Raw genomic sequence first — 26,291 nt, forward strand, 5'->3', positions numbered from 1 at the left:
CGTGCGTGACTGATAACGAGTTGTCAGTTTCCTGTGGTGTGTTTAAGCTCCCGGCAGAACCCGCCCCACCACCAGTCGCGCCACTCGTCGAAAGAGGGGTGCACCGGCGGAGTGATCACGGCGTCGCCGACGTGCAACTCGCTGACCGGGCTGATGCCGTGCAGGGAGTTAAGGAACCACAGCGGGTGCTCAGCAGCGGCGTCGGGGTGCAGCCGGCGCCGCTCAACGCGCACGCCGAGCTGAGCCGCCCGCGCAACAACCTGGTGCAAAGTCACGCTCGGCAGCCACACCCCGTCGGGGACGCACAGGGTGTCGCCGTCCCACATCACCAGCGCGCCGGTGGTGGTCTCCAGCATGGAGCCATGCTGATCAGCGATCACCGTGTCGTCCGTCCCCGCCACCTGGTACCGCGAACGGTACGCGCGGAACGCTGCGAAGTCGGGGCCCTTCACCTCGGGCTGGGTTCGCGGGTCGGGGGCCTGCGCATATGTCAGTGATGTGGTGGGGCGCGGGGGAGGGGCGGAGCGGACGTCGAGAAGCAAAAGCCCTTGAGAGAGGGCGATGCGGGGGAACAGTTCGCCCTCGGGCAGCAGTGGCATGAGCTTCTCGACGAACCCGGCAGGCAGCGGGCCAGCAGCGCGCGAAAACCGCTCGAGGTGCAGGTTGAGGCCGTTGGTGCGGCCGGATGAGTGGCGCCAGGAGTCGGCGACGTCGAGGGGCCCGTCGGGGAAATCGCGCGGGACGAACGAGCCGTGCCAGGCGTACTTACGCATCCCACGCCCCCAGCACGGACTGGGCCTTGAGGTTGCGCTCGGCGAGCTCGGACTCGGGGTCGGAGTCCAGCACGATCGCGCCGCCCGCGCCCACGGTCACGGTGTCACCTGCGCGCACGGCGGTGCGGATCACCACGGAGAGATCGGCCTGGCCGTCGAAGCCGAAGTAGCCCAGCGCGCCGGAATAGACGCCGCGCGGGGAAGTCTCCAGCCGGTCGATGATTTCGCAGGTGCGCAGCTTCGGAGCGCCGGTCATGGAGCCGGGCGGGAACGTCGCGCGCACGGCGTCGACGGCGGTGCGGCCCTCGCGCAGGCGGCCAGTGATGGTGGAGACCAGCTGGTGGACGGTGGCGTAGCTTTCCACCTGCATCAACCCGGGCACGCGCACGGTGCCGGGCTCGCAGACGCGGGAGAGGTCGTTGCGCAGCAGGTCCACGATCATGAGGTTCTCGGCGCGGGTTTTCGCATCGCTCAGCAGCGCGGGGTCCTCATCGGCGGCGATGGTGCCCTTGATCGGCTTCGCCTCCACGTCGCGGCCGCGCACGGTGAGGAAGCGCTCGGGTGAGGCGCTGGCGACCTCGACGCCGTCGAAAAGCAGGTGCGCCGCGTACGGCGCAGGGTTGTGTTCGCGCAGCGCAGCATAGATATCGCCGGACGCGCGCGTGGTGTAGGTGTCGGTCAGACACACCTCGTAACTCTCGCCCGCGCGCAGCAACTCCTGCGCCTCCTCGATGCTGGCGAGGTAGTCCGGGTTGCTCCAGGAGCCTTCGCCTATCGACGTCCCTCCGGCCCCCTCCGCACCCTGAAGCGCCTGCTCCAGCCGGTCAAGCAAGCCGTCGGCGCCGTCGCCGGCCAGGGCGCACAGGTGCGCGGTTTCGGCATCGTGGTCGTAGACGATGAACGACTGCGGGCGCACAAAGTACGCGTCCGGGAAGGGCGAGCGGTGGCGCAGCGTGATCGGCATGGTTAGCTGCGCGCACTCGTAGCCCAAGTACCCGATCCACCCGCCGGTAAACGGCAGGTCGGGCGCGTCGACAACTGGGGTGGACAGTTCGGTGTCGAGGGTGTCGAGCACGTTGTCGTCGTCAAGCGAATAGCTCATGGAGCGCGACAGCGTTCCTGCGGTGTCGCCGAGAATGGAGAAACGCCCGCGCGCATCGGCGGAGTCGAGGAAGAACGCGTCGTTGCCGTCGCACTTGATGGCGTTGAACACCCGCTGGCAGTCGAGCGCGCCGGGCACCTCGCGGTGGATTAGCCGCCAGCCGCCGAGGAAGATGCGCATGATCGCCGCGCCGTGCTGGGTGAGCACCGACTCGGGGTGGAATTGCACACCCCAGTGGTCGAGCCCGTCGACCTTGAGCGCCTGGATGACGCCGTCCTCGCTGCGGGCGTGGACGGTGATGCCGGGGACCTCGTCAACGTGAAGCGAGTGGTAGCGCACCACCTCAAAATCCTGCGGGACGCCGGCAAAGATGCCTTCGCCGGAATGGGTGACGGTGGAGACGAACCCGTGGCGCGGCTCCGGAGCGCGGGTGACGCTGGCACCGGCGAGCATGGCCAAACCCTGGTGGCCGAGGCATACGCCGAGCAGCGGGATGTCCGCCTCGGCCGCGGCTTTGATCACGCGCCGGGACGCGCCGAAGTCCTCCTCGCGCTCCGGGGTGCCGGGGCCCGGAGAGATGACAACGTGGCTGAACTCGCCGGCGCGCACCCGCTCCGGAAGGCCGGCGGCCTCGCCCGCGGGGACTACGAGGGGCTCGCGGCCGGCGGCCTCGGCGATGAGGTGGGCGAGGTTGAATGTATATGAGTCGTAATTGTCGACGAGCAGAATCATTGTGCCGAGATCGTATAGCGTTTAACTGCATGGACGCCACAATCCGGCCAGCTCGCGCCGAAGACGCCGCCACTGTCGCCGCCGTGCACAACCGCTCCCGCGCACAAGCGTTCCGCGGACGCATCGCCGACGAGGTGCTGGACAACTTCGAACCCCTGGAGCTCAAGTGGGCCGAGTACTTCGACGCCCCCGACGGCCGCGTCTTCCTTGCGGAGGTGGACGGCGAGGCTGTGGGCATGGCCTACGGCGTGCCCGGCGAGCGCACTGAGCTGTGCAACCTCTACCTGCTCGAGGAGGCGGCCGGAAACGGCATATCCGAGCAACTCCTGGACGCGGTCGTGCGCCCAGGCGAGCCCGCGTTCTTGTGGGTGGCGGACTTCAACGAGCGCGCCCAGGCCTTCTACACCAAGCAGGGCTTCGCCTTCGACGGCGAGGAAACGTACCACGCGGGCGACGGCGTCACCTTGAAGCGCATGGTGCGCGGCTAGCTAGTTGATCGGGGTGGGCTCGATCTTCCACACGTCCTCGGCGTAGTCGCGGATCGTGCGGTCGGAGGAGAAGCGGCCGGACTCGCAGATGTTGATCCAGCACTTGCGGGCCCACTCGTCCGGGTCGGCGTAGTAGTCGGCGGCCATGCGGTCGCGGGCCTCGCGGTAGGCGGCGAAATCGCCGAGCACGTAGTAGACGTCCTGCTCGCCGTAGCCGTTGTCTTCCAGCAGCGAGGCGCGGATGTCGTGGAAGGCGCCGGTGCCGCGGTCGTCCAAGGTGCCGTCGACGAGCGCGTCGAGGGCGCGCATGAGCCCCGGGGTCTGCTCGGCCACCTGGCGCGGGTTGTAGTGCAGCTTCAGCTCCGGCAGCTCCTCCTCGCGGGCGCCGAAGATGTAGGCGTTGTCCTCGCCGACCGCGTCGACGATCTCCACGTTCGCGCCGTCCATGGTGCCGAGCGTGAGCGCGCCGTTCATCATGAACTTCATGTTCGAGGTGCCCGAGGCCTCCTTGCCGGCGGTGGAGATCTGCTCGGAGACATCGGTGGCCGGGATGATCTGCTCGGCGGGGGAGACGTTGTAGTTCTCCACGAACACCACGTGGATGTACTTCGAGGCCTCCGGGTCGTTGTTCACCAGCTCAGCGATGGTGTTGATGAGCTTGATGATGCCCTTGGCGGTGACGTAGCCCGGGGCTGCCTTCGCACCGAAGATGAAGGTGCGCTTCGGCACGTCGCGCTCGCCGTCGACCGTGATGCGGAAGTACAGATCCAGGATATACAGCGCGTTCATCAGCTGGCGCTTGTACTCGTGCAGGCGCTTGATCTGGGTGTCGTAGATGGAGTCCGGGTCGATCTCCACGCCCTGGCGCGCGGCGATCCACTCGGCGAAGTCGCGCTTGTTCGCGGACTTGATGTCGCGGAGTTCGTGCAGCACCTTTGGTTCGTCGACAAGCGGGCGCAGTTCCTTGAGCTTGTCCAAGTCGGTAACCCACGCGTCGGAGCCGGAGAGGCGGTCCAAAAGCTCGGACAGGCGCGGGTTACACATGCGCAGCCAGCGACGCGGCGTCACGCCGTTGGTCTTGTTGTTGAAGCGCTCCGGGTACAGGCCATGCCAGAAGCCGAGGGTGTCGCGTTTGATGATCTCGGTGTGCAGCGCCGCCACACCGTTGACGGAGTAGGAGGCGTAGCAGGCGATCCACGCCATGTGCACGCGCCCGTCGTGCACCGGGGAGTAGTGGTGGGCCGTCTCCGCGTCCACGCCGCGGTCTTCCATGTCCAGGCGGTAGCGGCGGTCGATCTCTTCCACGATCTCCCAGATGCGCCAGAACAGCTGCTTGAAGATGGATTCCTCCCACGTCTCCAGCGCCTCCTGCAGCACCGTGTGGTTGGTGTAGGCGAACGTGTGGGTGGTCACGTCCCAGGCCTCGTCCCAGCCGAGGCCGTGCTCGTCCATGAGCAGGCGCATCAGCTCCGGGATGCCCAGCACCGGGTGGGTGTCGTTGAGCTGGATGGAGTTGTACTTGTGGAAGTCGCGCAGGTCGTCGCCGTGGGCGGTGCGGTAGTCGTCTATAAGCTCCTGCAGCGATGCGGAGCAGAAGAAGTACTGCTGGCGCACGCGAAGCAGCTTGCCGGCGTAGGTGGAGTCGTTGGGGTAGAGCACGCGCGTGATGTCGTGGACGGCCTCGCGCTCCAGGATCGCGTCCGCGAAGCGCTGGGAGTTGAACGCGTCGTAGTCGAACTCGGCGATTGGGGAGGCGTCCCACAGGCGAAGGGTGCCCACGTTGTCCGTGCCGTAGCCGGTGATCGGCATGTCGTAGGGGATGGCGCGCACGTGCATGTCGTCGAATTTCACAATGCGCTGCTCAGAGCCGCGGCGGATGATGAAGGGGTAGAACGATTCCTTCCACGCGTCGGGGTGCTCGCGCTGGAAGCCGTCCTCGAACTCCTGGCGGAACAGGCCGTAGCGGTACAGCAGGCCGTAGCCGGTCAGCGGGAAGTCCTGCTCGGCGGCGGAATCGAGGAAGCAGGCGGCCAGGCGCCCCAAGCCGCCGTTGCCGAGCGCGGCGTCGTGCTCGGCCTCCAGCACGTCCGAAAGCTCGAAGCCATTCTCCTCGGCGATAGCCTTCGCCTTATCGACGAGCCCAAGGTTGGTCAGGTTATTCAGCAACGCCCGACCTTCCAGGAATTCCGCCGAGAAGTACGCCGCACGGCGGCTGGCCTTGTACGTGTTGCGGGTTTTCGCCCAGTTGTCGGCGATCTGCTCGACAGTGGCGGCGGACAGGCCCGTCCAGAACTTCTTCACCGTGGAATCTTGAGGCGCGCGACCGGAGAAAGCGCGGACGTGGCCCTCGACGGTCTGCTCGAATGCTGGCTGAGATGCAGTCATGTGACCCGAGCGTACCGGCGCGCCGGGGTGCGTGCAGGTGACCGGATCGCGGCGTCTTTGCTCTGGCGCGCAGATCGTCTAGCACGTCGTGCCGGCTGCTAGACGATTAACAGATTTTTTCCGAATGTCGAGACAATCGACCAGGGGAAATGTGGGCGCATATTGTGGATCGTCTAGCGGGCTTCGCTGGGCTGCTAGACGATCCGCGCGCGGCCGCGTTACTTGGCCAGGTACGTCAGCGCGGCGGTCAGGCCTGCGCGGGTGGAAGCGTCGATGGTGGGCTCGTACTCCGGCAGGAAGGTGGACATGTGGTTGACTGGCACGTCCTCGCCGACGCGGTCTTCCTCCACGGCCTTGTCCCACACGTCGTGGGGTGTGCAGCCGACAAGCCAGAAGAAATACGGCGCGCCGTAGGCCTGGCCGATGACGGGGAAGTCCTCGGAGACGGTCTTCGGGTCGGCGGTGACAGAGGCGTCGCCGAAGACGCCGTCGAACTGCTCGCGCACGCGGGTGAAGACTTCCTCGTCGTTGTCCAGCAGCTCGCCGTGGGCGAAGAAAGAGATCATGGCCTGGTCCAGCGAGCCGGAGGCCAGCACCTCGGCGTGGACCACGCGCTTGATAGCGGAGTAGACCTTCGCCTTGACCCGGTCGGAGTAGAAGCGGCAGTTGAGCACCAGCTCGGCCTCGCCCGGGATGATGTTGTTGGTGGTGCCGGCGTGCATGCTTGCCACGGTGACCACGGCGAAGTCCGCCGGGTCCACCTCGCGGCCGACGATGGCCTGCAGGCGGGCAATGATCATCGCTGCGGTGTAGGTGGGGTCGATGGCGTTGTGCGGCATGGAGCCGTGGGCGGCGCGGCCCGGGATCTTGATGCGGATGGAGTCGCAGGCGGCGAACTGTGGGCCCGGCTTAGACATCACCTTGCCGGCGCGGCCGGGCATGACGTGCTGGCCGAAGACCACATCCGGAGCGGGCACCTTCTCGGTCAGGCCGCCGTCGGCCATGTCCTGGGCGCCGGCGCCGATCTCCTCGCCGGGCTGGAATAAGGCGATAAAAGTGCCGGACCAGTGCTCGCGGGTGTTGTCCAAAAAGTCGCACATGCTCAGCAGCGCGGTGGTGTGGATGTCGTGCCCGCAGGCGTGCATGGTGCCCACGGTCTGCCCGTCGGCGGTCTTGGCCACCTTGTGGGATGCGTACGGCGCGCCGGTCTGCTCGGTCACCGGTAGGCCGTCGAAGTCCGCGCGGTGCATCACGGTCGGCCCCTCGCCGTTTTCGAAGACGGCGCAGATGCCGAACTTGCCGATGGGGGCGATGACCTCGCAGTCGAACCGCGACAGCTCCATCATCAGGCGGCTGTAGGTCTCCTCTTCCTGCATGGACAGCTCCGGGTTGGCGTGCAGCAGCTCGTAGAGGCGGCGCTGCCACACCTCGTCCACGGAGTAGGAGCGCAAAATCTCGGAAATATTACTCAAACTCATCTCTCCAAATTTGGGTTATATCGCAAGAGGTTCGGTGCCGGGGTGCATTCCTCGGCGATGCGCAAGGACGCGGCCACGTGGCCGTCGTTACGCAATGTGCGAAGGGCCGCGGTGGCGCGGTCGCGCATGTCGAACGGCGAGAGCGTATTTACGTAAATCTGCGTGCCGCCCTCGAAGCCGGCGAGGGTGGAGATGCGCCATTTCAGGTTGATGCGCCACGGCATGGGCACGTCCAGGTCCACGGGGCGGTAGTGCCATTCCTCGTTGGTGGCCACCTGTCCGCCGGTGGCGGCGTGCGCCGCGTGCAGCAGGTCGGACACCGCACGGACCTCTTCCTCCGTGTGCTCCCACGGCTCGCTGGCGCGCGACTTCGAGTACACCGTCATGGTGGGGTAGCGGTGGCCCACGCCGGCGGTGAGGATGGCGTGGTCGTTCTCCGCGATCACCAGGTTTTGGTAGAACGCGTGGTTGACACCCCAGTCGTTGTACAGGTTCAAATTCTGGCGCAGTTTCGCCGTTTCGGTCTCGGCATTGACGCCGCGTTCGTCGATGGCCACCAGCTGCTTGTGCAGGTGCTCGAACGACGCGCCGGCGGGCGAGAGCCAGTTTTGAAACACCACCACGTAGCGGGCGTAGGTGTGCTGCTCCACCAGGTCGCGCAGGGAATCCACGGTGAACGCGATGAAGCGGTAGTGCTCCTCCGGGGTCAGTGACCCGGAGCCGGCGAGCTGCGCTGAGTTCTCCGCCCCGTCCACGAAGTGGCGCCGGCCAATGATCACGTCGTGGCCGCCGCCGAAGTACGCCGGGGCCAGCTCAAGCAGCTCATCCTCGGACCGGTCCGGGTCCTGGCCCGCCGCTGCCAGCCGCGTCCGCACGATCTCCAGCACATGCTCGCGCCCTGCGGGGTCCGCCAGGTAGCGCTCCATGTGGCTGCGGCGCGCCACGGGCATTTCGTAGCCGTAGTTTTTCTGCCAGTAGTCGTAGGAGACGATCTCGAACAGGTTGGGCACCCGCCGAAACTCCGCGACTGTGTTGTCTAACTCGTCGGGCATGGCGTCGCGCAGGATGGCAAACCCCTCGCCGTCGGCGACCAGCCGCGACTTCTCCGGCGGGGTGCGCAGTTTGCGCGCTTCGCAGAAATTGCAGGTGTCCGTGTGCGCGCCGGGTGCAAGCGGCTCCGGCGGGGCGCCTGTGGCGGTAAGGGGCCTGTTGCCGCGGCCTGGCACCGTCCACACCTCCGTGCCGGAGAACGGATTGACCTGCTTTAAGGTCCCGTCCGCCATGGTTCGCAGCGCAACGTGGTACGAGTGCGCTGGATTCACGGTGGGGTTAGACATGCACGCAACCATACCGGTTAGCCTTGAGCGCATGTCTGTGATCCAATTCGACGTCCTCGTCCCGCCCACCGTCGCCGGCGAGGTCAAAGAGGTATTTCAGCGCGCACTCGACATCCTCGTGCACCGCGAGAAGCTCACCGCGGGCACGGTGGAAATGGAGCAGGTGCTAATCGACGACTCCGTGCGCGCGCAGCTGGCCGAAACCTACGAGCGGGACCGGGGCGAAGACCCCGCGGAAGCAGAAGTGTTTCGCTACAGCATCACGCCCGAAGGCGCGGACAGCCTCAACGGCCTCGCCATGGGCCTGTCGCGCATCCTCACCCCGAAGGTGGACCTGCCGCGCGACCCGGTGATGCTCGAGGATCAGGACCGCTTCGAGTCGCCCTCGATCTACCCCTGGACCGTAGAGGTGTTGAGGTAGGCCACGGCGATCTCTGCGCCGGCCTGGGTGAGCTGCTCGCGCACGTTGTCGGTCTCCGGGAGAGTGACCGCGATGGTGCCTGCGTCCGGCTGCTCGTCGAAACGGCCAGCGGCCACGGCAAACACAGAGTCGGCCTCGCGGGCCAGCTCGCCGACCACGGAGGCGACCTTGCCGGTGCCGGTTTGCACGTCGAAACGGCCCTCGCCGGTGATCACAAGCGCGGCGCCTGCGACCTGCTCCGCGAGCCCGTTGGAATCCGCCACCACGCGCGCGCCGGGCAGGATATGCACGTGGGATGAGTCCCCGTGGAGCATGGTGGACAGCCACGTGATGCCGATGCCCACGCCTCCCGCAGCGCCCAAGCCTGGGGTTGCCGGGTCCACGTCCGCGACCTCGCACAGACGCGCCAGGCCCCGGTCGAGCACCTCGATGTCGTCTACTGTTGCGCCCTTCTGTGGGCCGAACACGTGCGCCGCGCCCTGCGGACCGGTGGCGGGTGCGGTGGTGTCCGTGAGCAGGACCCACTCCACGGCGCCGGCGGGGACGTTGACCTTCGCGGTGTCGAAGTGAGCCAGATGCTCTAACGCGCCGCCGCCGGGCTTGAGCTGGTAGCCGGCCTGGTCCAGGGGGTTGACGCCAAGGGCGACGAGGATGCCGGTGCCGCCGTCGATCGTTGCGGTGCCCCCAAGGCCCAACACGATGCGCTCGGCGCCGCGGGTCTGCGCGTCCGCGATGAGCACGCCGGTGCCGTACGTGTCGCCGGTCAGCGGCACCGGCTCATCCACCGCGGTCAGGCCCGAGGCGGCGGCGACGTCGATGTAGGCAGTCTTGCTCGGGGCGTGGAAGGTGTACTCCGCCTCGGTGAGGCGGCCGGCTGCGGTAGTCGTCGGCAAGCAAATGCGCTCGCCTTCGAACAGCGACGAGGTGCCCTCGCCACCGTCCGCCATGGGGGTGAGCACGATGTGCGCGTCGCGGATGACGGAGCGCACGCCTTCGGCGAGCCATTCTGCGGCCTCGGAGGCTGTGGCGGTGGACTTGAACGAATCCGGAGCGACAACGATTTTGGGCGACGGAACTGCGTCGAGCGGAGAAGACATGGGGGAGATTCTAGCTGCCGGCGACGAGCGGCCGAACGGTGTTGTAAAGTTTGTCCGGTACAGAATTCTGCATAGCTATAGATATCGGAGGCCACGCCCAATGAGCGCGATTGATCAAGAAGTTGCCGGTTACTATCAAAAGCTGTTGGAGCGCAACGCGGGCGAGCCGGAGTTCCACCAGGCAGTGGCCGAGGTGCTGGATTCGCTGAAGATCGTGCTGGAGAAAGACCCGCACTACGCGGACTACGGGCTGATCGAGCGCCTCTGCGAGCCGGAGCGCCAAATCATCTTCCGGGTGCCCTGGCTGGACGACGACAACAATGTGCGCGTCAACCGCGGCTTCCGGGTCCAGTTCAACTCCGCGCTCGGCCCCTACAAAGGCGGGCTGCGTTTCCACCCGAGCGTGAACCTGGGGATTATCAAGTTCCTCGGCTTCGAGCAGATCTTCAAAAATTCCCTGACCGGACTGCCTATCGGCGGCGGCAAGGGCGGCTCCGACTTCGACCCGAAGGGCCGCTCCGACGGGGAAATCATGCGCTTTTGCCAGTCCTTCATGACTGAGCTGTGGCGCCACATCGGCGAGTACCGCGACGTGCCCGCCGGCGACATCGGCGTGGGCGGCCGCGAGATCGGCTACCTGTTCGGCCAGTACCGCCGCCTGGTGGACCAGCACGAATCGGGTGTGCTCACCGGCAAGGGTCTGACCTGGGGCGGCTCGCTGGTGCGTAAAGAGGCCACCGGCTACGGCTGCGTGTACTTCACCAACGAGATGATGAAGGCCAACAACGAATCCATCGACGGCGCCAAGGTGATCGTGTCCGGCTCCGGCAACGTTGCCATCTACGCCATGCAGAAGGCGCAGGAACTCGGGGCGACCGTGGTCGGCTTCTCCGATTCCTCCGGCTGGGTGGAGACCCCCAATGGCGTGGACATCGAGCTCGTCCGGGACATCAAGGAGAAGCGTCGCGGGCGCGTGTCCGAGTACGCGGAGGAAACCACCGGCGCGACCTTCCACGCCGACGGTTCCATCTGGGACCTCAAGGCCGATGTGGCGCTACCGTGCGCGACGCAAAACGAGCTGGGCGGCGACCACGCGCGCACCCTGGTTGACAATGGTGTGCGCTACGTCGCCGAGGGAGCGAACATGCCGTCTACCGCCGAGGCGATCGAGGTCTTCCGCAACCGCGGCGTGTGCTTCGGCCCAGGTAAGGCCGCTAACGCCGGCGGTGTAGCCACCTCCGCTTTGGAGATGCAGCAGAACGCCTCGCGCGACTCCTGGTCCTTCGACTACACGGACGACCGTCTCCAGCAGATCATGTCCAACATCTTCAAGGTGACCAAGAACACCGCCGAGGAATACGACCGCGCGGGCGACTACGTCATCGGCGCAAATATCGCCGGTTTTAAAAAGGTGGCCGACGCGATGCTCGCTCAGGGCGTGATTTAGCGCTCTAGCGGGTACGCTTAGGCACCATGTACCGCGTTTTTGAAGCCCTGGATGAGCTAGTTCAAACCCTGGAGCAGGCCTACGGCGTGCCTATGACCTCTAATTGCATGGTTCCCCGCAACGAGATGCTCGGGCTTCTCGACGACCTCCGGAACGCCCTGCCCGTCGACTTGGACGACGCGCAGGACGTGCTGGACAAGCAGGACGAGATCCTGCGCGGGGCGCAGGACCGCGCCGACATGCTCGTCGGCGACGCCGAGGAGGATGCCCGCCGCATCGTCTCCGACGCGCACTCCGAGTCCGAGTCGATGCTCTCTGACGCGCAGGCGCGCGCGACCAACCTGGTCACCGACGCGGAAGAAGAATCCAACATGATGGTCACCCAGGCGCAGAACGTGGCCGAGATGACCGTGACCAACGCGCAGCGCGAGGCCGACAACATTGTCGAGTCCGGCAACGCCGAGTACCAGCGCACCGTGGACAAGGGCCTGGCGGAGCAGGAGCGTCTGATCTCCGAGTCCGAGGTCATGCGCCGCGCCGACGAGGAGGCGCACCGCCTGGTGGACGAGGCGACCGCCGAGTCCAACCGCCTGCGCTCCGAGTGCGACGACTACGTCGATTCCAAGCTCGCCGAGTTCGAAGACGGGCTGCGGAGCGTGCTGCAGACCGTCTCCTCCGACCGTTCCGCGCTGCGCCGCGGTGCCGGTGCCGCAGGTGCGGCGGCTCGCGGCCGCCGCGACGAGTACTAACGGGTAGTCTGTGGCCGCTATGTCTACCAACCCTTTCGTATTCGACGTAAGCGAAGTCCTCGGCGGCGACGGCACCCCAGAGACTGTGACGCAGACGGGTCCGTCCCCGGCGCGCATCGGCCCCGAGATGATCGCGATCCCTGAGGGACGCGAGGTTGAAATTGAGGCGACGCTGATCCCGCTCGGCTCCGGAGTGATGGTGGATGCCACCGCCACGGCGCAGCTTGAGGGCCAGTGTGTGCGCTGCCTGAAGGCACTCACCCCGACAGAGACGCTGCGCGTCTCCGAGGTGTTTTCTGCCTCCGACGACTTCATCACCGGCGACAGTGAGGAAGACGAGGACCAGGGCTCCGGCGACGAGATCCGCAAGGTTGTCGACGGCACCGTGGACCTGGAGCAGGCATTCGTGGACGAGGCCGGTATGAACTGGCCGTTCAATCCCACCTGCGAGCCGGAGTGCGAGGGCGACACCGACGTGCCGGCCCCGGACGCGGTCGAGGGCGAGGAACACAACCTGGTCGACCCGCGTTGGGCCGGCCTGGAGAAGTTCCTGTGAGCCGCTCGAAGAAGAACAAGGCCAACGCGGACGAGCTGTGGGAGCAGGCGTTTGACGCCGTCGACCACGCCCCGCTCCTTGCGCACCTCGGCGTGGACATCGAGCGCGAGAGCCTGAAGCTCGCGCTTACCCACCGCTCGTTCGCCAACGAGCACGGGCACCTGCCCAACAACGAGCGCTTGGAGTTCGTCGGCGATGCCGTGCTGGGCCTGTCCGTTGCCACCAAGCTGTTCGAGCTGTACCCCTCGCGCCCGGAGTCGGACCTGTCACCGATGCGCGCTGCGATCGTCTCGCGCTACGGCCTGGCCGACATCGCCCGCGACATCGACCTGGGCGCACACGTGCTCATCGGTAAAGGCGAAGAGCTCACCGGCGGCCGCGAGAAAGAGTCGATCCTCGCGGACACCACCGAGGCGATCTTCGGCGCGATCTACCTGCAGCACGGCTTCGAGCCGGCGCGCGATGTGATACTCAAGCTTTTCGACGAGAAGCTCCGCACCGCCACCGTGAGCAAGAAGCACCACGACTGGAAGACCGACCTGCAGGTGCGCCTTGCCGAGCTGAAGCTGCCGGTGGCGGAGTACGTCTCCGAGGCTGAAGGTCCCGAGCACAACCAGACGTTTACCGCGCAGGCGCTGGTGGGCGGGGTTTCCCGCGGCACCGGCACCGGCCCGAACAAGAAGCTGGCGGAGCAGGAGGCGGCCCACCAGGCAGTCCTGTACCTGCGCGACCACGCAGCGGAGGCCGTGCGCGGCAATGCCTGAGCTGCCCGAAGTTGAGGTGGTGCGCCGCGGGCTGGACCAGCACGTGGTCGGCCGCACCTTCCAGCGGGTGGAGGTGCTGCACCCCCGGGCCGCCCGCGGCAACACCGTCGACTTGGAGCAAACCCTGCCCGGCCTGACTATCACCGGCACGGGCCGCCGCGGCAAATACATGTGGTTCACGCTCAGCGACGGCGCAGCACTCCTCGTGCATTTGCGCATGAGCGGGCAGATGCTCGTCGCAAAGCATGGCACCGTGACCTCCCCGCACCTGCGCATCCGTGCGGACATGGGGGAGGTGGAGCTGGATTTTGTGGACCAGCGCACCTTCGGGTTTTGGCAGTACACGCAGCTTGTGGGCGGTGTCCCGCAGCCCGCGCTGCACATCGCCCCCGACCCGTTCGAGGACGACTTCGACCTGCGCGAGACTGCGCGTGCGATGCGGCGCAGACGATCGCCGCTGAAGAATGTGCTGCTGAACCAGGAGGTGGTCAGCGGCATCGGCTCCATCTACGCCGACGAGGCCATGTGGGCCGCGCTCCTGAAACCCTGGCGCAGCGCGAAGACCATGCGGCAGCGCGATGCGGAGGCCGTGCTGGACGCCTCGCGCGAGGTGATGGCACGTTCGCTGGAGCAGGGCGGCACCAGCTTCGACTCGCTGTACGTCAACGTCAACGGCGCGTCCGGGTATTTCTCCCGCTCACTCAACGCCTACGGGCAGGCGGGCAAACCCTGCGCGCGCTGCGGCACCCCGATCGAGCGCGTGACGGTGGGTGGGCGCTCCAGCTACTACTGCCCGGTCTGCCAGGTGCGCTAGCGCACGAGTACGGTGGTGCGACATGGTTGATCAGTCAGCATTCAAAGACGCAATGAGCCAGCTGGCTGCCGCGGTGGCGATCGTGACCACCGGTTCCGCGACAGACCCACACGGCACCACCGTCAGCGCATTTATGTCCCTGTCGCTGGATCCGCCGATGGTGCTGGTGTCTCTGGACAAGAGGTCGTCGCTGTTGGCGTTGTTGCCCGAAGGTGCGTCGATAGGCATTAATGTGCTCTCCACCGAGCAGAACTTGCTCGCGCGGCGCTTCGCATCCAAAGGGGTGGACCGCTTCGCGGGGGTGGAGTGGCAGATGGCGGACGGCGCGCCGCAGCTGGCCGGCAACCACACCTGGGTGGCTGGGAAGGTCGCGCAGAGGATTGAGGCGGGCGACCATGTGCTCGTGCTTGTCGACGTTGCCGCCACCGACGTCAACACCAACTGCCCGCTGCTGTACTGGCAGCGCGAGTTTGGCACCCACGGCGCGATCCAGCCCGGTGAGGTGTGCACACCGGCGGTGGAGGGGTAGCTTAAAGACCCGCCGTTGTGTGATGTGGGCAACCTGGCGATACACTGCCCGCCATGGAAACCGCTACCTCATTCGTCGAGGACACCCTCAACGGCGTGATCTGGAACGTCGTCCCCGTGTTCCTCGTCCTCGCCGGCGTCTACTTCGGCGTGCGCACACTGTTCGTTCAAATCCGCCTGTTCCCGGAGATGCTCAAGGCGGTCGCCGAAACCCCGAAGGGCAAGGACCGCGAGGGGCGCGACCTCGATGAAGAGTACGGCGGCCTGTCCGCATTCAAGGCCTTCACCATTTCCGCCGCCTCGCGCGTGGGCACCGGCAACATCGCCGGCGTGGCGCTGGCAATCTCCATCGGCGGGCCGGGCGCGGTGTTCTGGATGTGGATGCTGGCGTTGCTCGGCGGCGCAACCGCATTTGTGGAGTCCACCCTAGCGCAGCTGTGGAAGACCAAGGACGCCGAGGGCAACTACCACGGCGGGCCGGCCTACTACATGACGCGCGGCCTGGGCTGGAAGCCGCTCGCCGTGATCTTCTCCGCGTTCTTGGCCATCACCTACGGCTTTGTCTACAACGCCATCCAGACCAACTCCATCGTCGAGGCGGTCGGCGGTTCCCTGGGCACCGACTCCGTCGCGCTCAAGGCCGTCGTCGCCGGCGTGATTGCTGTGCTGACCGCCTTGGTCATCTTCGGCGGCGTGACCCGCATCGCCTCCTGGACCCAGGTCATCGTGCCGTTCATGGCCGGCGCCTACATCCTCATCGGCCTGGCCGTGCTGGTGATCAACTGGCGCGAGATCCCGGGCATGATCGAGATGATCGTCGGCCACGCCTTGGGCCTCGAGCAGGTTGTCGGCGCTGGCGTCGGTGCCGCGTTCATGCAAGGCATGCGCCGCGGCCTGTTCTCCAACGAGGCCGGTATGGGCTCTGCCCCGAACGCCGCCGCCACCGCCACGGTGTCCCACCCCGTCAAGCAGGGCCTCGTGCAGACCCTCGGCGTCTACTTCGACACCCTGCTGGTCTGCTCCATCACCGCGTTCGTGGTGCTGCTCGGCCCGGCCGTAACCTACGGCCGCGATGACATCCAGGGCGCGTCGTTGACTCAGTCCGCGCTGGCTGACTCCGTCGGCGCATGGGGCGCGCACGCCATCACGTTCATCCTGTTCTTCCTGGCGTTCTCCTCCGTGATCGGCAACTACTACCTCGCACAGGCGAACCTGCAATACCTCACCGACTCGAAGACCGCGATGACGGTGTTCCGCCTGGTGGTCATCGGCTTTGTCATCTTCGGCGCGTTCGGCTCCGTTCCGCTGGTGTGGGCGCTTGGCGACACCATGGCCGGAATGCTTGCCATCTTCAACATCGTCGCCATCGTCCCGCTCGGTGGCGTGGCGCTGAAGCTGCTGAAGAACTTCAACGACCAGCGCCGCAAGGGCATCGACCCGGTGTTCCACCGCGAGATGCTGCCGGAGCTGAAGAACGTAGAGTACTGGGACGGCTCCGACCCGGTGACCCGCCGCAGCGAAGAGGACCGCATCACCATCAGCGAGAGCTACGACGGGCGTTAGTCAGTTGTAAACTCAGGTACCATGAATCGGCCTGAGAAAACTACTCCCACGCTGGTCTATCTGCACGGCGTGAACAGCAAGGGGCCAGAGGCGCCTTCCTCTGCAAAATGGAAGGAAGGGCTTGCCCGAGGGCTTCACGCTGCGGGGTACCCGGGGTTGGAAGACGTCAGTATCGTCGAGCCCTCCTACGCTGATCTCCTTCAGAAACTCAACGGCGACCCAGACAAAATCGACGCCCCGATTCCCCCAATTACGCAGACGAAACAGTCGTCCTCGGAGCGTCGCCAGAAAAGATCCGAGTTCGATTCGCTCATGGCTGCGATGGAGCGTCGCCTCGCCGACACAGATGCTCTCGGACCCAAACCCCTAGCAACCGCTGCGGAGATGGCTGCAGCAGCGGCCTTCAGGTTCAATAAGTTCCGAGAAGCCAGCAACTACATGAACGATGACAAAGTTCGGCGCGATGTGCTTAACCGGGTTATCCGGCAGTTGCCGGCCGATGGGTCAATTGTGCTTATCGGACACAGCCTGGGCAGCGTGATCGCGGCTGACTTGCTGCCCCGCATACCGCACAACCTCAAAATTGCAGGCATGGTCACTATCGGGAGCCCTCTAGCGCAGGGCAACTTTGATTTGAGCAAGCTTGAGACCAACCTCAAAGAACCGCCGTCCAATCTCGCATGGTGGATTAACTTCTGGAGTCACTGGGATCCCGTTGCTGCCCTGCGCGGAGCATCGTCGGTTGTGCCGTGGTTGCTGGATCTCCGTGTGTCCACACCAGTTAATCCGTACTTTGCACACTCTGCACATGAGTATCTGGAAGAAGAGCTCGTAGGTAAAGCAGTTGGATATGCTCTATTCGGAGCGCAATCGGCTGAGCTCGCGGTGATTGAAACAGGCGTGGATGTTCAGATGGACCACGAGGAAAAGCTAGTTCTTGCGGGTCTACGTTTGTCGCACCTGATCCGGGAAAACCTGAAGGGTGACACAAAAGAGCGATTCGGTGGAGCGCTCTCTGATACGCAGTTTCAGGTGATTAACGACCTCATTGCTAAACGCACAATGGAACGACGTGCCATACCTGGCGGTCTTTCTGTCCTGCAGACGAATGAGGTTTGTGACCCCGATAACCTCAGCACTCCGGTGGTGCACTTGTTCCCGGACCGCGACCAAGCGGCGAAGGATCTCATCACACTTGCCCTTCAAAATCCTCTCTCTCCATATGAGGTGGAGGTTAAAGAATCAGTGCGTATCTCGGCTATGAGGCAGCTTGCGGCGGAGATGGCGCTGACCCCGCAGCAGGGGGAGGACGCGTTCGACGCACTTGAAGAAGCTTCCAAGGCGTTGGCTGGTAAAACGCGGCTTATGAAGTGGGGATTGCTGGGAGCTGGTGCGCTTGCTGTAGTTGCCTCAGGAGGACTTTTACTGCCAGCTGCACCAGGACTGGCTGGGGCAGCGGCCGTTACAAGTGCATTGGCATCCTTCGGCCCCGGTGGCATGGTGGGAGGCCTTCTCACCGCAGGAGCACTTGTGTCTGCTGGGTCGGGGACTATTGCAGTGGGAATGATGACCGCAGGGAGCACCGCCGAGGAATTCGAGGGAGTAATCCACATTCAGTTGTCCCGGCTGATTCTGCGAGACACATGGAGAATGCCGTGTGATGAATCAGTGTGGCACGTGTGGACTGAACTGGAGCGTGACCTTATTCGTCAACGGTCAAAGCTTGAACGGTTCAGCGACAAAAATGCGCCGGGACTCAAGGACACAGATCGGAAGCTCGCCACGGTGCGGAAAGCGATTCGCTACGCGGAAGAGAAAAGACTTAGTCCGAAGGTACGCTAACCCCGCTACGCTTGGGTGGCATGACAACAACACGCATGACCGCCCATGTCCGCGGCAACGTCCAGGGGGTGGGGTTTCGCTGGTGGACCCGCTCCCGCGCCCTAGAGCTGGGATTGGCCGGATACGCGAAGAACCTTTCAGACGGCAGGGTTGAGGTGGTTGCGGAGGGGGCCGAAGGTGCCGTCGAGAAGCTCAAAGCCCTTCTTGAAGAGCAGCCTTCGACTGCGAAGCGCCCGGGAAATGTGGAGCACGTCCAGGCGCAGTTCGGGGAGCCGAAGGGCGCGGAAGGGTTTGAGGAGCGATGAGCTCACTGTTTGACGACTAGGGGGAGTCCGGGGACGTAGCGTAGTCAGGTGAATCCACGGTGAAACGGATCTTCGCCCCGACTGCTCGCGCATAGCGCTGCACGGTCGACAGTTGCGGGTCTGATTCACCCCGTTCCAGATCTGAAATCGCAGACTGAGTGGTGCCCATGGCGTCCGCAACTTGACGTTGGGTCTGGCCGGACGCTTTCCTGAGCTGACGCAGTGTTTCTACGAGAGTGGACCGGGCGGAGGCATCCTCAAAAGCTCCCGCGAATCCGGGGTCCTTCAAGTGGCTCCCAAAATCTATTTCTTTGGAATTGTTATCCGCGTAGCTCATTGCAGCATCCCCTCTAATATCGGTTATAGCAGATATTACGGGAGTCTTGGACCACGTCCACTGGGCTTTCCTTGTTCCCTTGCCTGGCGTCGCGCACGCTGGGTTACACTGCTCCAATGCACCTGAAATCGCTGACGCTCAAAGGATTCAAGTCCTTCGCGTCGGCGACGACGATGAAATTCGAGCCCGGCATCTGCGCGGTGGTGGGGCCGAACGGCTCCGGCAAGTCCAACGTGGTGGATGCACTCGCGTGGGTGATGGGCGAGCAAGGCGCGAAGAATCTGCGCGGCGGGAAGATGGAAGACGTCATCTTCGCCGGCGCAGGCGGCCGCAAACCGCTGGGGCGCGCGGAGGTCACCCTCACCTTCGACAACACGGACAAACGCCTGCCCATCGACTACACAGATGTGGCCATCACCCGCCGGATGTTCCGCGACGGCGCCTCGGAGTACGAGATCAACGGCTCCAAGGCGCGCCTGATGGACATCCAGGAGCTGTTGTCCGATTCCGGCATCGGCCGCGAGATGCACATCATCGTCGGCCAAGGCAAGCTCTCCGAGATTCTGGATTCGCGCCCCGAGGAGCGCCGCGCGTTCATCGAGGAGGCTGCGGGTGTGCTCAAGCACCGCCGCCGTAAGGAGAAGGCGCAGCGCAAACTCACGGGCATGCAGGCGAACCTGGACCGCCTCACCGACCTCACCGATGAGCTGGGCAAGCAGCTCAAACCCTTGGCCCGCCAGGCCGAGGCCGCCAAACGGGGTGCTGCGGTGCAGGCGGAGTTGCGTGACGCGAAGCTTAAGCTCGCCGGTGACCAGGTGGTGCGGCTGCGCGCGAAGTACGCCGACGCCGAGCGCGCCGCCGAGATGCTGGCGGAGCAGGTGGAAACCGTCACCGCCACGCTAGAGACCGCGGTGGAGGAGCAGGAGGCCGTGGAAGCCCGCCAGCAGGAGCTGCAGCCGCAGGCGCAGGAGGCGCAGCAGTTGTGGTTCGCGCTGTCCACGCTGGCTGAGCGCGTCAGCGCCACCCAGCGCATTGCTTCGGAGCGCGCCCGCAGTTCCAACTCGTTCGCACCCTACGCGGGCCAAGATCCGGAGGACCTGGAGGCGAGGGCTTCGCTTGCCGACGAGCGCTACGCCGAGGCCCTCGAAGCCGCCGAAGAGGCCGCGGAGAAGCTCGAGACCATCCGCGAGGAAGTTGCCGAGCGGCAGGAGGCCTTCGACGCCGCCGAGCGCGAGCACATGGCGCAGGTGCGCGCGATCGCGGACCGTCGTGAAGGTGTTGTGCGCCTGATCGCGCAGGAGGAGTCCCAGGCAGCGGCGGTCGAGGCGGCCGAGGACGAGGTCCGCCGCCTGGAGGAGACGCTCGCGGAGACGAAGCAGCGCGCCCGGGAGGCCGATGCGGAGGTCGCGTCCGTCGAGGAGCGCATTGCGGGCTTTAGCTCGGAGCGTTCGCCTCTCGACGACGCATTCGCCCGCGCCCACACCGAATCCGACGCCGCCGACAAGCGCCTGGACCAGCTGCGGGCGAAGCAGCGCGAGCACGAGCGGGCCGTGGCGACCCTGCAGTCGCGCATTGACACCCTGGCGGAGCAGGCGCCGAAGCGTTCGGCGGAGGACGTGCTGGAAGGCTTCACCGCCCTTGCCGGCCTGGTCACCGTGGAGCCAGGGCTGGACCGCGCGCTCGCTGCCGCGCTCGGCGAGCACGCCGAGGCGCTGGCGGGCGAGGTCTCCGACGACGCGGTCGGCGCACTGGAGTCCGCCGCGCGCACGGTGGTGGTGGACGCGCGCGGCGGGTCGACCTGGCGCTTGGACACCGACGGCGAGGTGGATTGGTTGCTCGACCACGTGGAGCTGGACCCAACGGTGGTTGGCCCGGTCACGCGCCTGCTCGCGGACGTGGTGGTGGCGGACGACCTCGTCGCCGCCCGCGGCGTGGTGGAACAGGACCCGCGCCTGCGCGCTGTCACCCCAGCGGGCGTGCTGGTGGGCGAGGGGTGGGTCGCCGCCGGCACCGGGCAGACGTCCACGGTGGAGGTCTCCGCCCGCATCGAGGCCGCGAAGTCGGAGCTCGCCGAGGCGCAGCAGCTGCTCGAGGAGCTTGCTGGCACGCTCGAGGGCGCGACCGTCGCCGCCGACGAGGCCCGCATGAGCGCCGCTTCCGCCAAGGCCGCGTTGCGCGAGCACGACACCGAGGTGGAATCCTGGCGCCGCGACCTCGCCCGACTGGTCAAGCAGGCCGAGGCGAACAAGTCAGAGCACGAGCGCGCGGCAGCAAGGGCGAACGACGCGGACGCGCGCCTGGCGCAGCGCAAGGCCGAGCTGGAGGAGACGCGCGACCGCCTCACCCGCGTGGACACGGACGTGGCTGAGTCACCCGAGGAGCCGTCGACGGAGCAGCGCGACCAGGCCAGAAACGCGCTCAACCACGCTAAGTCGCTGGAAATGGAGGCCACGCTCGCCTCGCGCACCGCGCAGCAGCGTGCGGAAGCGGAGGCTGGCAAGGGCGATGCGTTGCGCCGGCAGGCGGAGCAGGAGCGGCAGGCGAAGGCCCGCCATGAGGCGGCGATGGCTCGCCGGAGGGCGGAAGGGGAGCTGGCCAGTGCCGTCGAGAAGCACGCGCGCGACCTGGCAGCCCGCATCGAGGACGCGCTCGCCCGCGCTACCGCCGAGCGCGACGAGCTGAATGCGCAGGTCAACTCCCTGCAGGGCAAGGTGCAGCAGGCGCGCCAGCAGGTGGGAGCCACCCGCCAGCAGCTCGCGCGGCTGACGGACAACGCGCACCAGTCCGACATCGCGCGCTCGCAGGCGCAGGTGCGCATCGACGAGGCAGAGTCCAACATCACCGCGTCTTTGGGCATCGCGGTGTCCGACTTGCTCGCGGACTACACCCCGGGCGAAGACTTCGACCGCGACGCCGAGCAGAAGCGTCTCAAGCAGGCGGAGAAAGACCTGCGCGCCCTGGGCAAGGTCAACCCGTTGGCGCTAGAGGAGTTCAAGGCCTTGGAGGAGCGCTACACGTTTTTGAGCACGCAGCTCGACGACGTGATCCAGGCGCGCAAGGATCTCACGAACGTGATCGAGGACGTCGACGCGCAGATCCTGCAGCTGTTCACCGACGCCTGGGCGGACGTGGAGGCGGAGTTCCCGCGCGTGTTCCAGACCCTGTTCCCGGGCGGCGAGGCGCGGCTTGTGCTCACCGAACCAGAGGACATGCTCGCCACCGGCATCGAGATCGAGGCCCGCCCGCCTGGCAAGCGGGTCAAGCGTCTGTCCTTGCTTTCCGGCGGCGAGAAGTCCCTGACGGCCCTTGCCTTCCTGGTGGCGATCTTCCGCGCGCGCCCCAGCCCGTTCTACGTGCTCGACGAGGTCGAGGCAGCACTTGACGACGTCAACCTCCGCCGCCTCATCGCCCTGCTCGAGGAGCTGCGGCAGGACTCCCAGCTCATCGTGATCACGCACCAGAAGCCCACCATGGACGTGGCGAACGTGCTCTACGGCGTGACCATGCGCGGCGACGGTGTGACCCGCGTGCTGTCCCAGCGTATGCAGCCTGCCGGGGCTGCGCCCGCAGTGTAATATCATCCGAAAGTTGGAGAAAGGATGACTATGTCTGTATCGCGTACCTCGGCGGTGGTAGGTGTTTTCGCGCTGGTTCTCGTAGTTGGCGGATGCTCCACCTCAGCGGACCTGGACGGCACCTACACCAAGGTTGAATCAGCTGGTGAGGAGAGTCTGACCAGTACCCTCACTATCGACGGGGGCGACTGCACGCTGCACCACGTTGCCGAGCCGGGAAATGCTGAGGGCGATGAGGCGTGCACCGTCGATGGGGAGAATCTCATTTTCACCGCGGACGGCGCGGAAACACGGTTGCCGGTCACTCAAACGGACGAGGGGGATTTGCGGATCGGGCTCGGCGACGGGGAGCTCTACCAAAAGAGCCACTAGGGCCTTCTTGATGCCCGTCCCCGCGTGATGTCGGCGGTGCTGGCACACTAGAGCGCATGGATCTCAATGCTTTAGTCAACAGCACTGCGTTTTGGATTGTCCTTGCAGTCATCGTCATTGCGCTGATCCTCATCGGCATTGTCGTTGCCGGGAAGAAGCGCAGGGAATCGAAGACCATCTCCTTTGACAAGGTCGAGGAGCCCAAGGAGCTGACCCAGCAGGAGAAGTCGGGCAACTACCAGGCGAAGGGCGGCTTCAACTTCGCGCAGGCAGATGCGCAGCCGAAGCAGCCGGAGCCGGTTCGCCGTGAGAAGCCCGCGCCGAAGCAGGAAGCAGCCGCGGCTTTCGTCCCGCCGAAGCAGGAGGAAGAGGAGACCGTGGTCGAGCGCGCAATTTCGCGTGACGACGAACCGCAGGTCCCCACCGAAACCACCCAGCCCGCGAACGCTGAGCCGGAGGCGCCGGTGGAGCCAGCTGAGCCGGTTGCCGAGGAGAAGCCGGTCGAGCCCGCGGAACCGGTCGAGCCCGCGGAACCGGCCGAGCCCGCGGAACCGGCCGAGCCCGTCGAGCCGGCCGAGCCGGTAGAACCAGCTGAGCCCGTGGAGAGGGTTGACGAGGTCGAGGCGGAGCCCGTCGATAAGCAGGCTGCTGCTGAGGCTGAGGCCGAGGAAGCCGCGGCGGCTGCGGCGGCCGCGCAGGAGAGTGCGGACGAGGCGCGCCAGGAGGGCGCGGAGGTCTCCGATGACGCCGTGGTGGTTGAGGCGCCGACCGAGGAGCCGCTGGACGACATTGCGCCGGCCGCCGGCCGCATGGGCAAGCTGCGCGGGCGCCTGTCGCGCTCTCAGAACGCGATCGGGCAGGGGCTGCTGGGCATCCTCACCGCGGGCGACCTGGACGAGGACGCCTGGGAGGAGATCGAAGACACGCTGATCATGGCGGACCTCGGCGCCGAGCTGACCATGAAGGTCACGGACTCGCTGCGCGAGAAGATCGCCGAGCGCGGCGTGGAAACTGAGGATCAGGCCCGCGCGATGCTGCGCGAGACGCTCATCGAGGCCGCGCGCCCAGAGATGGACCGCTCGATCAAGGCCATGCCGAACGACGGCAAGCCCGCCGTGATCCTGGTCGTCGGCGTCAACGGCACCGGAAAGACCACCACCACCGGCAAGCTCGCGCGCGTGCTGGTGTCCATGGGCCACTCCGTGGTCCTCGGCGCCGCCGATACCTTCCGCGCGGCTGCCGCGGACCAGCTGGAGACCTGGGGCAAACGCGTCGGCGCCTCCACCGTGCGCGGTAAGGAGGGCGCGGACCCGGCGTCCGTCGCCTTCGACGCCGTGGCCACCGGCGTGTCCGAGGGCGCGGACGTCGTGCTCGTGGACACCGCGGGCCGCCTGCACACCTCCACCGGCCTGATGGACCAGCTGGGCAAGGTCAAGCGCGTGGTGGAAAAGAAGAGCAACGTCGACGAGGTGCTGCTGGTGCTGGATGCCACCGTCGGCCAGAACGGCATCATGCAGGCGCGTGTGTTCCGCGAGGTCGTGGACATCACCGGCGTGGTGTTGACCAAGCTGGACGGCACCGCGAAGGGCGGCATCGTCTTCCAGGTGCAGGAGGAGCTCGGCGTGCCCGTCAAGCTCGTCGGCCTCGGCGAGGGCGCCGACGACCTCGCGCCGTTTGAGGTGGAAAGCTTCGTCGACGCGTTGCTCGGCTAAGCATTTGCCTATCGACGCCTCCGCGCCCCGGCGATGACACAGTGATGTGCCCATTGCCCGGGGCGCGCGCTAGTCTTGTGGGGATTATTTTCCGCTAGCAGCACAAGGGAGCGTGCACACCGTGTTCGAGTCACTGTCCGACCGCCTCCAATCAGCCCTCGGCGGCCTGCGCGGCAAGGGCAAGCTCACCGAGGAAGACATCAACGCCACCGCGCGCGAGATCCGTCTCGCCCTGCTTGAGGCGGACGTCTCGCTCACCGTCGTGCGCGCGTTTATCAAGCGCGTCAAGGAGCGCGCGCTCGGCGCCGATGTCTCAGCGGCGCTGAACCCTGCGCAGCAGGTGATCAAGATCGTCGACGAGGAGCTGACCAACATCCTCGGCGGCGAAACGCGCCGGCTCAACATGGCGAAAAACCCGCCGACCGTGATCATGCTCGCCGGTCTGCAGGGTGCCGGTAAGACGACGCTGGCCGGCAAGCTGGCTAACCACCTGGCCAAGCAGGGCCACACCCCGATGCTGGTGGCCTGCGACCTGCAGCGCCCGGGTGCGGTGCAGCAGCTGCAGATCGTCGGCGAGCGCGCCGGCGTGCCCACCTTCGCACCGGACCCGGGCACGTCCCTGGATTCCTACGAGCACGAGATGGGCACCTCCCACGGCGACCCGGTCGCCGTGGCGCAGCAGGGCATCGAGTACGCCAAGCAACAAAAGAACGACGTGGTCATCATCGATACCGCGGGTCGCCTCGGCATCGACGAGACGCTGATGACCCAGGCGCGCAACATCCGCGACGCCGTCAACCCCGACGAGGTCCTCTTCGTCATCGACGCCATGATCGGCCAGGACGCCGTCAAGACCGCCGAGGCGTTCGCCCAGGGCGTAGATTTCACCGGCGTGGTGCTGACCAAGCTCGACGGCGACGCCCGCGGCGGTGCGGCACTGTCCATCCGTGAGGTCACCGGCAAGCCGATCCTGTACGCGTCGACAGGCGAGAAGCTCGAGGACTTCGACGTCTTCCACCCGGAGCGCATGTCCAGCCGAATCCTCGGCATGGGCGATCTGCTCTCTCTGATCGAGCAGGCCGAGGCGACCTACAACGAGCAGGACGCCGAGGCTGCCGCGAACAAGCTCACGTCCGGCGAGCTGACCCTGGAGGACTTCCTGGACCAGCTGCTGATGATCCGCCGCATGGGGCCCATCGGCAACCTGCTGAAGATGATGCCGGGCGGCAAGCAGATGAACCAGATGGCCGACATGGTCGACGAGAAGCAGCTCGACCGCATCCAGGCCATCATCCGCGGCATGACGCCCGAGGAGCGCCAGGACCCGAAGATCCTCAACGCTTCCCGACGCAAGCGCATCGCCAACGGCTCCGGCGTGAAAGTCTCCGACGTCAACCAGCTCGTCGACCGCTTCTTCGAAGCCAAGAAGATGATGGGACAGATGGCCAGCCAGTTCGGCCTGCCGGGCATGCCGGGCATGGGTGGCGGCCGCTCCGCAACGAAGAAGAAGCCGAAGGGCCGCAAGGGCAAGAACGGCAAGCGCAAGCCGCCGAAGCGCGGAGGTGGCATGCCCAAGATGCCGGGCATGCCGGGCATGGGCGGCGGTATGCCGGGGATGCCCGGTGGGATGCCGGATCCGAAGGAGCTGGAGAAGCTCCAGGAGCAGCTGCCAGCGGGCATGCAAGGCATGGACCTGAACAACCTCGACTTCAACGAAGCGATGAAGCGCATGCAGAAGGGCAAGTTCTTCTAAGCCGCGCTGCGGTCTGCCCGGGCGTTGTTGCCAACCGGCGGCACTCTCCCGCAGACCCCGAGCGGAGGACCCCTAGTATGGCCAGTTTTCGGCCGTACTAGGGGTTTCTCGCTCTGGTTCTGTGGGGTGGGGCTCCGGCGGCGGGGCTCCGGCGGTGGGGC

Annotated in this window: 22 protein-coding genes; 15 read left to right on the forward strand and 7 right to left on the reverse strand. The window is 66.0% G+C overall.

Annotation, left to right across the window (positions count from 1 at the left end; all coding sequences use genetic code 11):
* Positions 1-23: 23 nt before the first annotated feature.
* Together MHX64_RS09650 and MHX64_RS09655 are read right to left on the reverse strand one after the other, a co-directional pair.
* Positions 24-773 (reverse strand): aminotransferase class IV, encoded by a 750-nt coding sequence (locus MHX64_RS09650; RefSeq protein WP_239356697.1) that lies wholly within the window; start codon positions 771-773, stop codon positions 24-26.
* On the reverse strand, positions 766-2,607 hold the full coding sequence (locus MHX64_RS09655) for a chorismate-binding protein (protein ID WP_239356696.1): 1,842 nt from the start codon (positions 2,605-2,607) through the stop codon (positions 766-768). Before MHX64_RS09655 ends, MHX64_RS09650 begins: the two co-directional genes overlap by 8 nt.
* A 29-nt stretch (positions 2,608-2,636) precedes the next feature.
* Between MHX64_RS09655 and MHX64_RS09660 the strand changes: the two genes are divergently transcribed.
* On the forward strand, positions 2,637-3,095 hold the full coding sequence (locus MHX64_RS09660) for a GNAT family N-acetyltransferase (RefSeq protein ID WP_239307607.1): 459 nt from the start codon (positions 2,637-2,639) through the stop codon (positions 3,093-3,095).
* Here MHX64_RS09660 and MHX64_RS09665 read toward each other — a convergent pair whose 3' ends face one another.
* The 3 genes from MHX64_RS09665 to MHX64_RS09675 form a co-directional block, all read right to left on the reverse strand.
* Positions 3,096-5,480 (reverse strand): glycogen/starch/alpha-glucan phosphorylase, encoded by a 2,385-nt coding sequence (locus MHX64_RS09665; protein WP_239356695.1) that lies wholly within the window; start codon positions 5,478-5,480, stop codon positions 3,096-3,098. It lies immediately after the preceding gene.
* 218 nt (positions 5,481-5,698) lie between these two features.
* Positions 5,699-6,952 (reverse strand): amidohydrolase, encoded by a 1,254-nt coding sequence (locus MHX64_RS09670; protein WP_239356761.1) that lies wholly within the window; start codon positions 6,950-6,952, stop codon positions 5,699-5,701.
* 2 nt (positions 6,953-6,954) lie between these two features.
* Positions 6,955-8,295 (reverse strand): DUF4921 family protein, encoded by a 1,341-nt coding sequence (locus MHX64_RS09675; protein ID WP_239356694.1) that lies wholly within the window; start codon positions 8,293-8,295, stop codon positions 6,955-6,957.
* A gap of 31 nt (positions 8,296-8,326) precedes the next feature.
* Between MHX64_RS09675 and MHX64_RS09680 the strand changes: the two genes are divergently transcribed.
* Positions 8,327-8,716, forward strand: coding sequence for a hypothetical protein (locus MHX64_RS09680; protein WP_239307611.1), 390 nt, complete (start codon positions 8,327-8,329; stop codon positions 8,714-8,716).
* Here MHX64_RS09680 and MHX64_RS09685 read toward each other — a convergent pair.
* Positions 8,686-9,813 (reverse strand): glycerate kinase, encoded by a 1,128-nt coding sequence (locus MHX64_RS09685; protein ID WP_239356692.1) that lies wholly within the window; start codon positions 9,811-9,813, stop codon positions 8,686-8,688. The two genes, MHX64_RS09680 and MHX64_RS09685, sit on opposite strands and share 31 nt — an antisense overlap.
* A gap of 100 nt (positions 9,814-9,913) precedes the next feature.
* Here MHX64_RS09685 and gdhA point away from each other — a divergent pair, with 100 nt between their 5' ends.
* Genes gdhA through MHX64_RS09730 form a run of 9 tightly spaced genes read left to right on the forward strand, consistent with a single transcriptional unit; the run spans position 9,914 to position 18,381 of the window.
* Positions 9,914-11,260, forward strand: coding sequence for an NADP-specific glutamate dehydrogenase (gene gdhA, locus MHX64_RS09690; RefSeq protein WP_239356690.1), 1,347 nt, complete (start codon positions 9,914-9,916; stop codon positions 11,258-11,260).
* A gap of 26 nt (positions 11,261-11,286) precedes the next feature.
* Entirely contained in the window at positions 11,287-12,009 is a 723-nt protein-coding gene (locus MHX64_RS09695; protein WP_239356689.1) for a DivIVA domain-containing protein, read from the forward strand.
* A 19-nt stretch (positions 12,010-12,028) separates the two neighbouring features.
* The gene (locus tag MHX64_RS09700) at positions 12,029-12,565 is read left to right on the forward strand and encodes a DUF177 domain-containing protein (RefSeq protein WP_239356688.1); all 537 of its coding nucleotides are present in this window, start codon (positions 12,029-12,031) and stop codon (positions 12,563-12,565) included.
* Entirely contained in the window at positions 12,562-13,329 is a 768-nt protein-coding gene (gene rnc, locus MHX64_RS09705; protein WP_239356687.1) for a ribonuclease III, read from the forward strand. Before MHX64_RS09700 ends, rnc begins: the two co-directional genes overlap by 4 nt.
* Positions 13,322-14,143 (forward strand): bifunctional DNA-formamidopyrimidine glycosylase/DNA-(apurinic or apyrimidinic site) lyase, encoded by an 822-nt coding sequence (gene mutM, locus MHX64_RS09710; RefSeq protein ID WP_239356686.1) that lies wholly within the window; start codon positions 13,322-13,324, stop codon positions 14,141-14,143. The genes rnc and mutM overlap by 8 nt, the downstream gene beginning before the upstream one ends.
* A gap of 22 nt (positions 14,144-14,165) precedes the next feature.
* Positions 14,166-14,672 (forward strand): flavin reductase family protein, encoded by a 507-nt coding sequence (locus MHX64_RS09715; protein WP_239356685.1) that lies wholly within the window; start codon positions 14,166-14,168, stop codon positions 14,670-14,672.
* Between the two features lie 53 nt (positions 14,673-14,725).
* Positions 14,726-16,234, forward strand: a complete 1,509-nt coding sequence (locus MHX64_RS09720; protein WP_239356684.1) for a sodium:alanine symporter family protein — start codon at positions 14,726-14,728, stop codon at positions 16,232-16,234.
* Between the two features lie 21 nt (positions 16,235-16,255).
* Entirely contained in the window at positions 16,256-18,076 is a 1,821-nt protein-coding gene (locus MHX64_RS09725) for a lipase family protein (protein ID WP_239356683.1), read from the forward strand.
* 20 nt (positions 18,077-18,096) lie between these two features.
* Complete coding sequence (locus MHX64_RS09730) at positions 18,097-18,381, forward strand: acylphosphatase (RefSeq protein ID WP_239356682.1); 285 nt, start codon at positions 18,097-18,099, stop codon at positions 18,379-18,381.
* Between the two features lie 16 nt (positions 18,382-18,397).
* Here MHX64_RS09730 and MHX64_RS12105 read toward each other — a convergent pair whose 3' ends face one another.
* The gene (locus MHX64_RS12105) at positions 18,398-18,718 is read right to left on the reverse strand and encodes a helix-turn-helix domain-containing protein (protein ID WP_074431994.1); all 321 of its coding nucleotides are present in this window, start codon (positions 18,716-18,718) and stop codon (positions 18,398-18,400) included.
* 116 nt (positions 18,719-18,834) lie between these two features.
* Between MHX64_RS12105 and smc the strand changes: the two genes are divergently transcribed.
* The 4 genes from smc to ffh all read left to right on the forward strand — a co-directional run bounded on the left by smc (position 18,835) and on the right by ffh (position 26,130).
* A complete protein-coding gene (gene smc, locus MHX64_RS09735) occupies positions 18,835-22,293 on the forward strand; it encodes a chromosome segregation protein SMC (protein ID WP_239356681.1) in 3,459 nt (1,152 codons plus the stop codon).
* Positions 22,294-22,323: 30 nt separating this feature from the next.
* The gene (locus MHX64_RS09740) at positions 22,324-22,665 is read left to right on the forward strand and encodes a hypothetical protein (protein WP_239356680.1); all 342 of its coding nucleotides are present in this window, start codon (positions 22,324-22,326) and stop codon (positions 22,663-22,665) included.
* Between the two features lie 56 nt (positions 22,666-22,721).
* Complete coding sequence (gene ftsY / locus MHX64_RS09745) at positions 22,722-24,377, forward strand: signal recognition particle-docking protein FtsY (RefSeq protein WP_239356679.1); 1,656 nt, start codon at positions 22,722-22,724, stop codon at positions 24,375-24,377.
* A 121-nt stretch (positions 24,378-24,498) separates the two neighbouring features.
* Positions 24,499-26,130, forward strand: a complete 1,632-nt coding sequence (gene ffh / locus MHX64_RS09750) for a signal recognition particle protein (protein ID WP_239356760.1) — start codon at positions 24,499-24,501, stop codon at positions 26,128-26,130.
* Positions 26,131-26,291: the final 161 nt, after the last annotated feature.

Source organism: Corynebacterium sp. ACRPZ, from assembly GCF_022346205.1.
GTDB classification, from domain to species: Bacteria; Actinomycetota; Actinomycetes; order Mycobacteriales; family Mycobacteriaceae; genus Corynebacterium; species Corynebacterium lehmanniae.

Coding starts and splice junctions, on each gene's coding strand:
- MHX64_RS09650 (WP_239356697.1), bottom strand. CDS start 773: ATGCGTAAGTACGCCTGGCACGGCTCGTTCGTCCCGCGCGATTTCCCC.
- MHX64_RS09655 (WP_239356696.1), bottom strand. CDS start 2,607: ATGATTCTGCTCGTCGACAATTACGACTCATATACATTCAACCTCGCC.
- MHX64_RS09660 (WP_239307607.1), top strand. CDS start 2,637: ATGGACGCCACAATCCGGCCAGCTCGCGCCGAAGACGCCGCCACTGTC.
- MHX64_RS09665 (WP_239356695.1), bottom strand. CDS start 5,480: ATGACTGCATCTCAGCCAGCATTCGAGCAGACCGTCGAGGGCCACGTC.
- MHX64_RS09675 (WP_239356694.1), bottom strand. CDS start 8,295: ATGTCTAACCCCACCGTGAATCCAGCGCACTCGTACCACGTTGCGCTG.
- MHX64_RS09680 (WP_239307611.1), top strand. CDS start 8,327: ATGTCTGTGATCCAATTCGACGTCCTCGTCCCGCCCACCGTCGCCGGC.
- MHX64_RS09685 (WP_239356692.1), bottom strand. CDS start 9,813: ATGTCTTCTCCGCTCGACGCAGTTCCGTCGCCCAAAATCGTTGTCGCT.
- gdhA (WP_239356690.1), top strand. CDS start 9,914: ATGAGCGCGATTGATCAAGAAGTTGCCGGTTACTATCAAAAGCTGTTG.
- MHX64_RS09695 (WP_239356689.1), top strand. CDS start 11,287: ATGTACCGCGTTTTTGAAGCCCTGGATGAGCTAGTTCAAACCCTGGAG.
- MHX64_RS09700 (WP_239356688.1), top strand. CDS start 12,029: ATGTCTACCAACCCTTTCGTATTCGACGTAAGCGAAGTCCTCGGCGGC.
- mutM (WP_239356686.1), top strand. CDS start 13,322: ATGCCTGAGCTGCCCGAAGTTGAGGTGGTGCGCCGCGGGCTGGACCAG.
- MHX64_RS09715 (WP_239356685.1), top strand. CDS start 14,166: ATGGTTGATCAGTCAGCATTCAAAGACGCAATGAGCCAGCTGGCTGCC.
- MHX64_RS09720 (WP_239356684.1), top strand. CDS start 14,726: ATGGAAACCGCTACCTCATTCGTCGAGGACACCCTCAACGGCGTGATC.
- MHX64_RS09725 (WP_239356683.1), top strand. CDS start 16,256: ATGAATCGGCCTGAGAAAACTACTCCCACGCTGGTCTATCTGCACGGC.
- MHX64_RS09730 (WP_239356682.1), top strand. CDS start 18,097: ATGACAACAACACGCATGACCGCCCATGTCCGCGGCAACGTCCAGGGG.
- MHX64_RS12105 (WP_074431994.1), bottom strand. CDS start 18,718: ATGAGCTACGCGGATAACAATTCCAAAGAAATAGATTTTGGGAGCCAC.
- smc (WP_239356681.1), top strand. CDS start 18,835: ATGCACCTGAAATCGCTGACGCTCAAAGGATTCAAGTCCTTCGCGTCG.
- MHX64_RS09740 (WP_239356680.1), top strand. CDS start 22,324: ATGTCTGTATCGCGTACCTCGGCGGTGGTAGGTGTTTTCGCGCTGGTT.
- ftsY (WP_239356679.1), top strand. CDS start 22,722: ATGGATCTCAATGCTTTAGTCAACAGCACTGCGTTTTGGATTGTCCTT.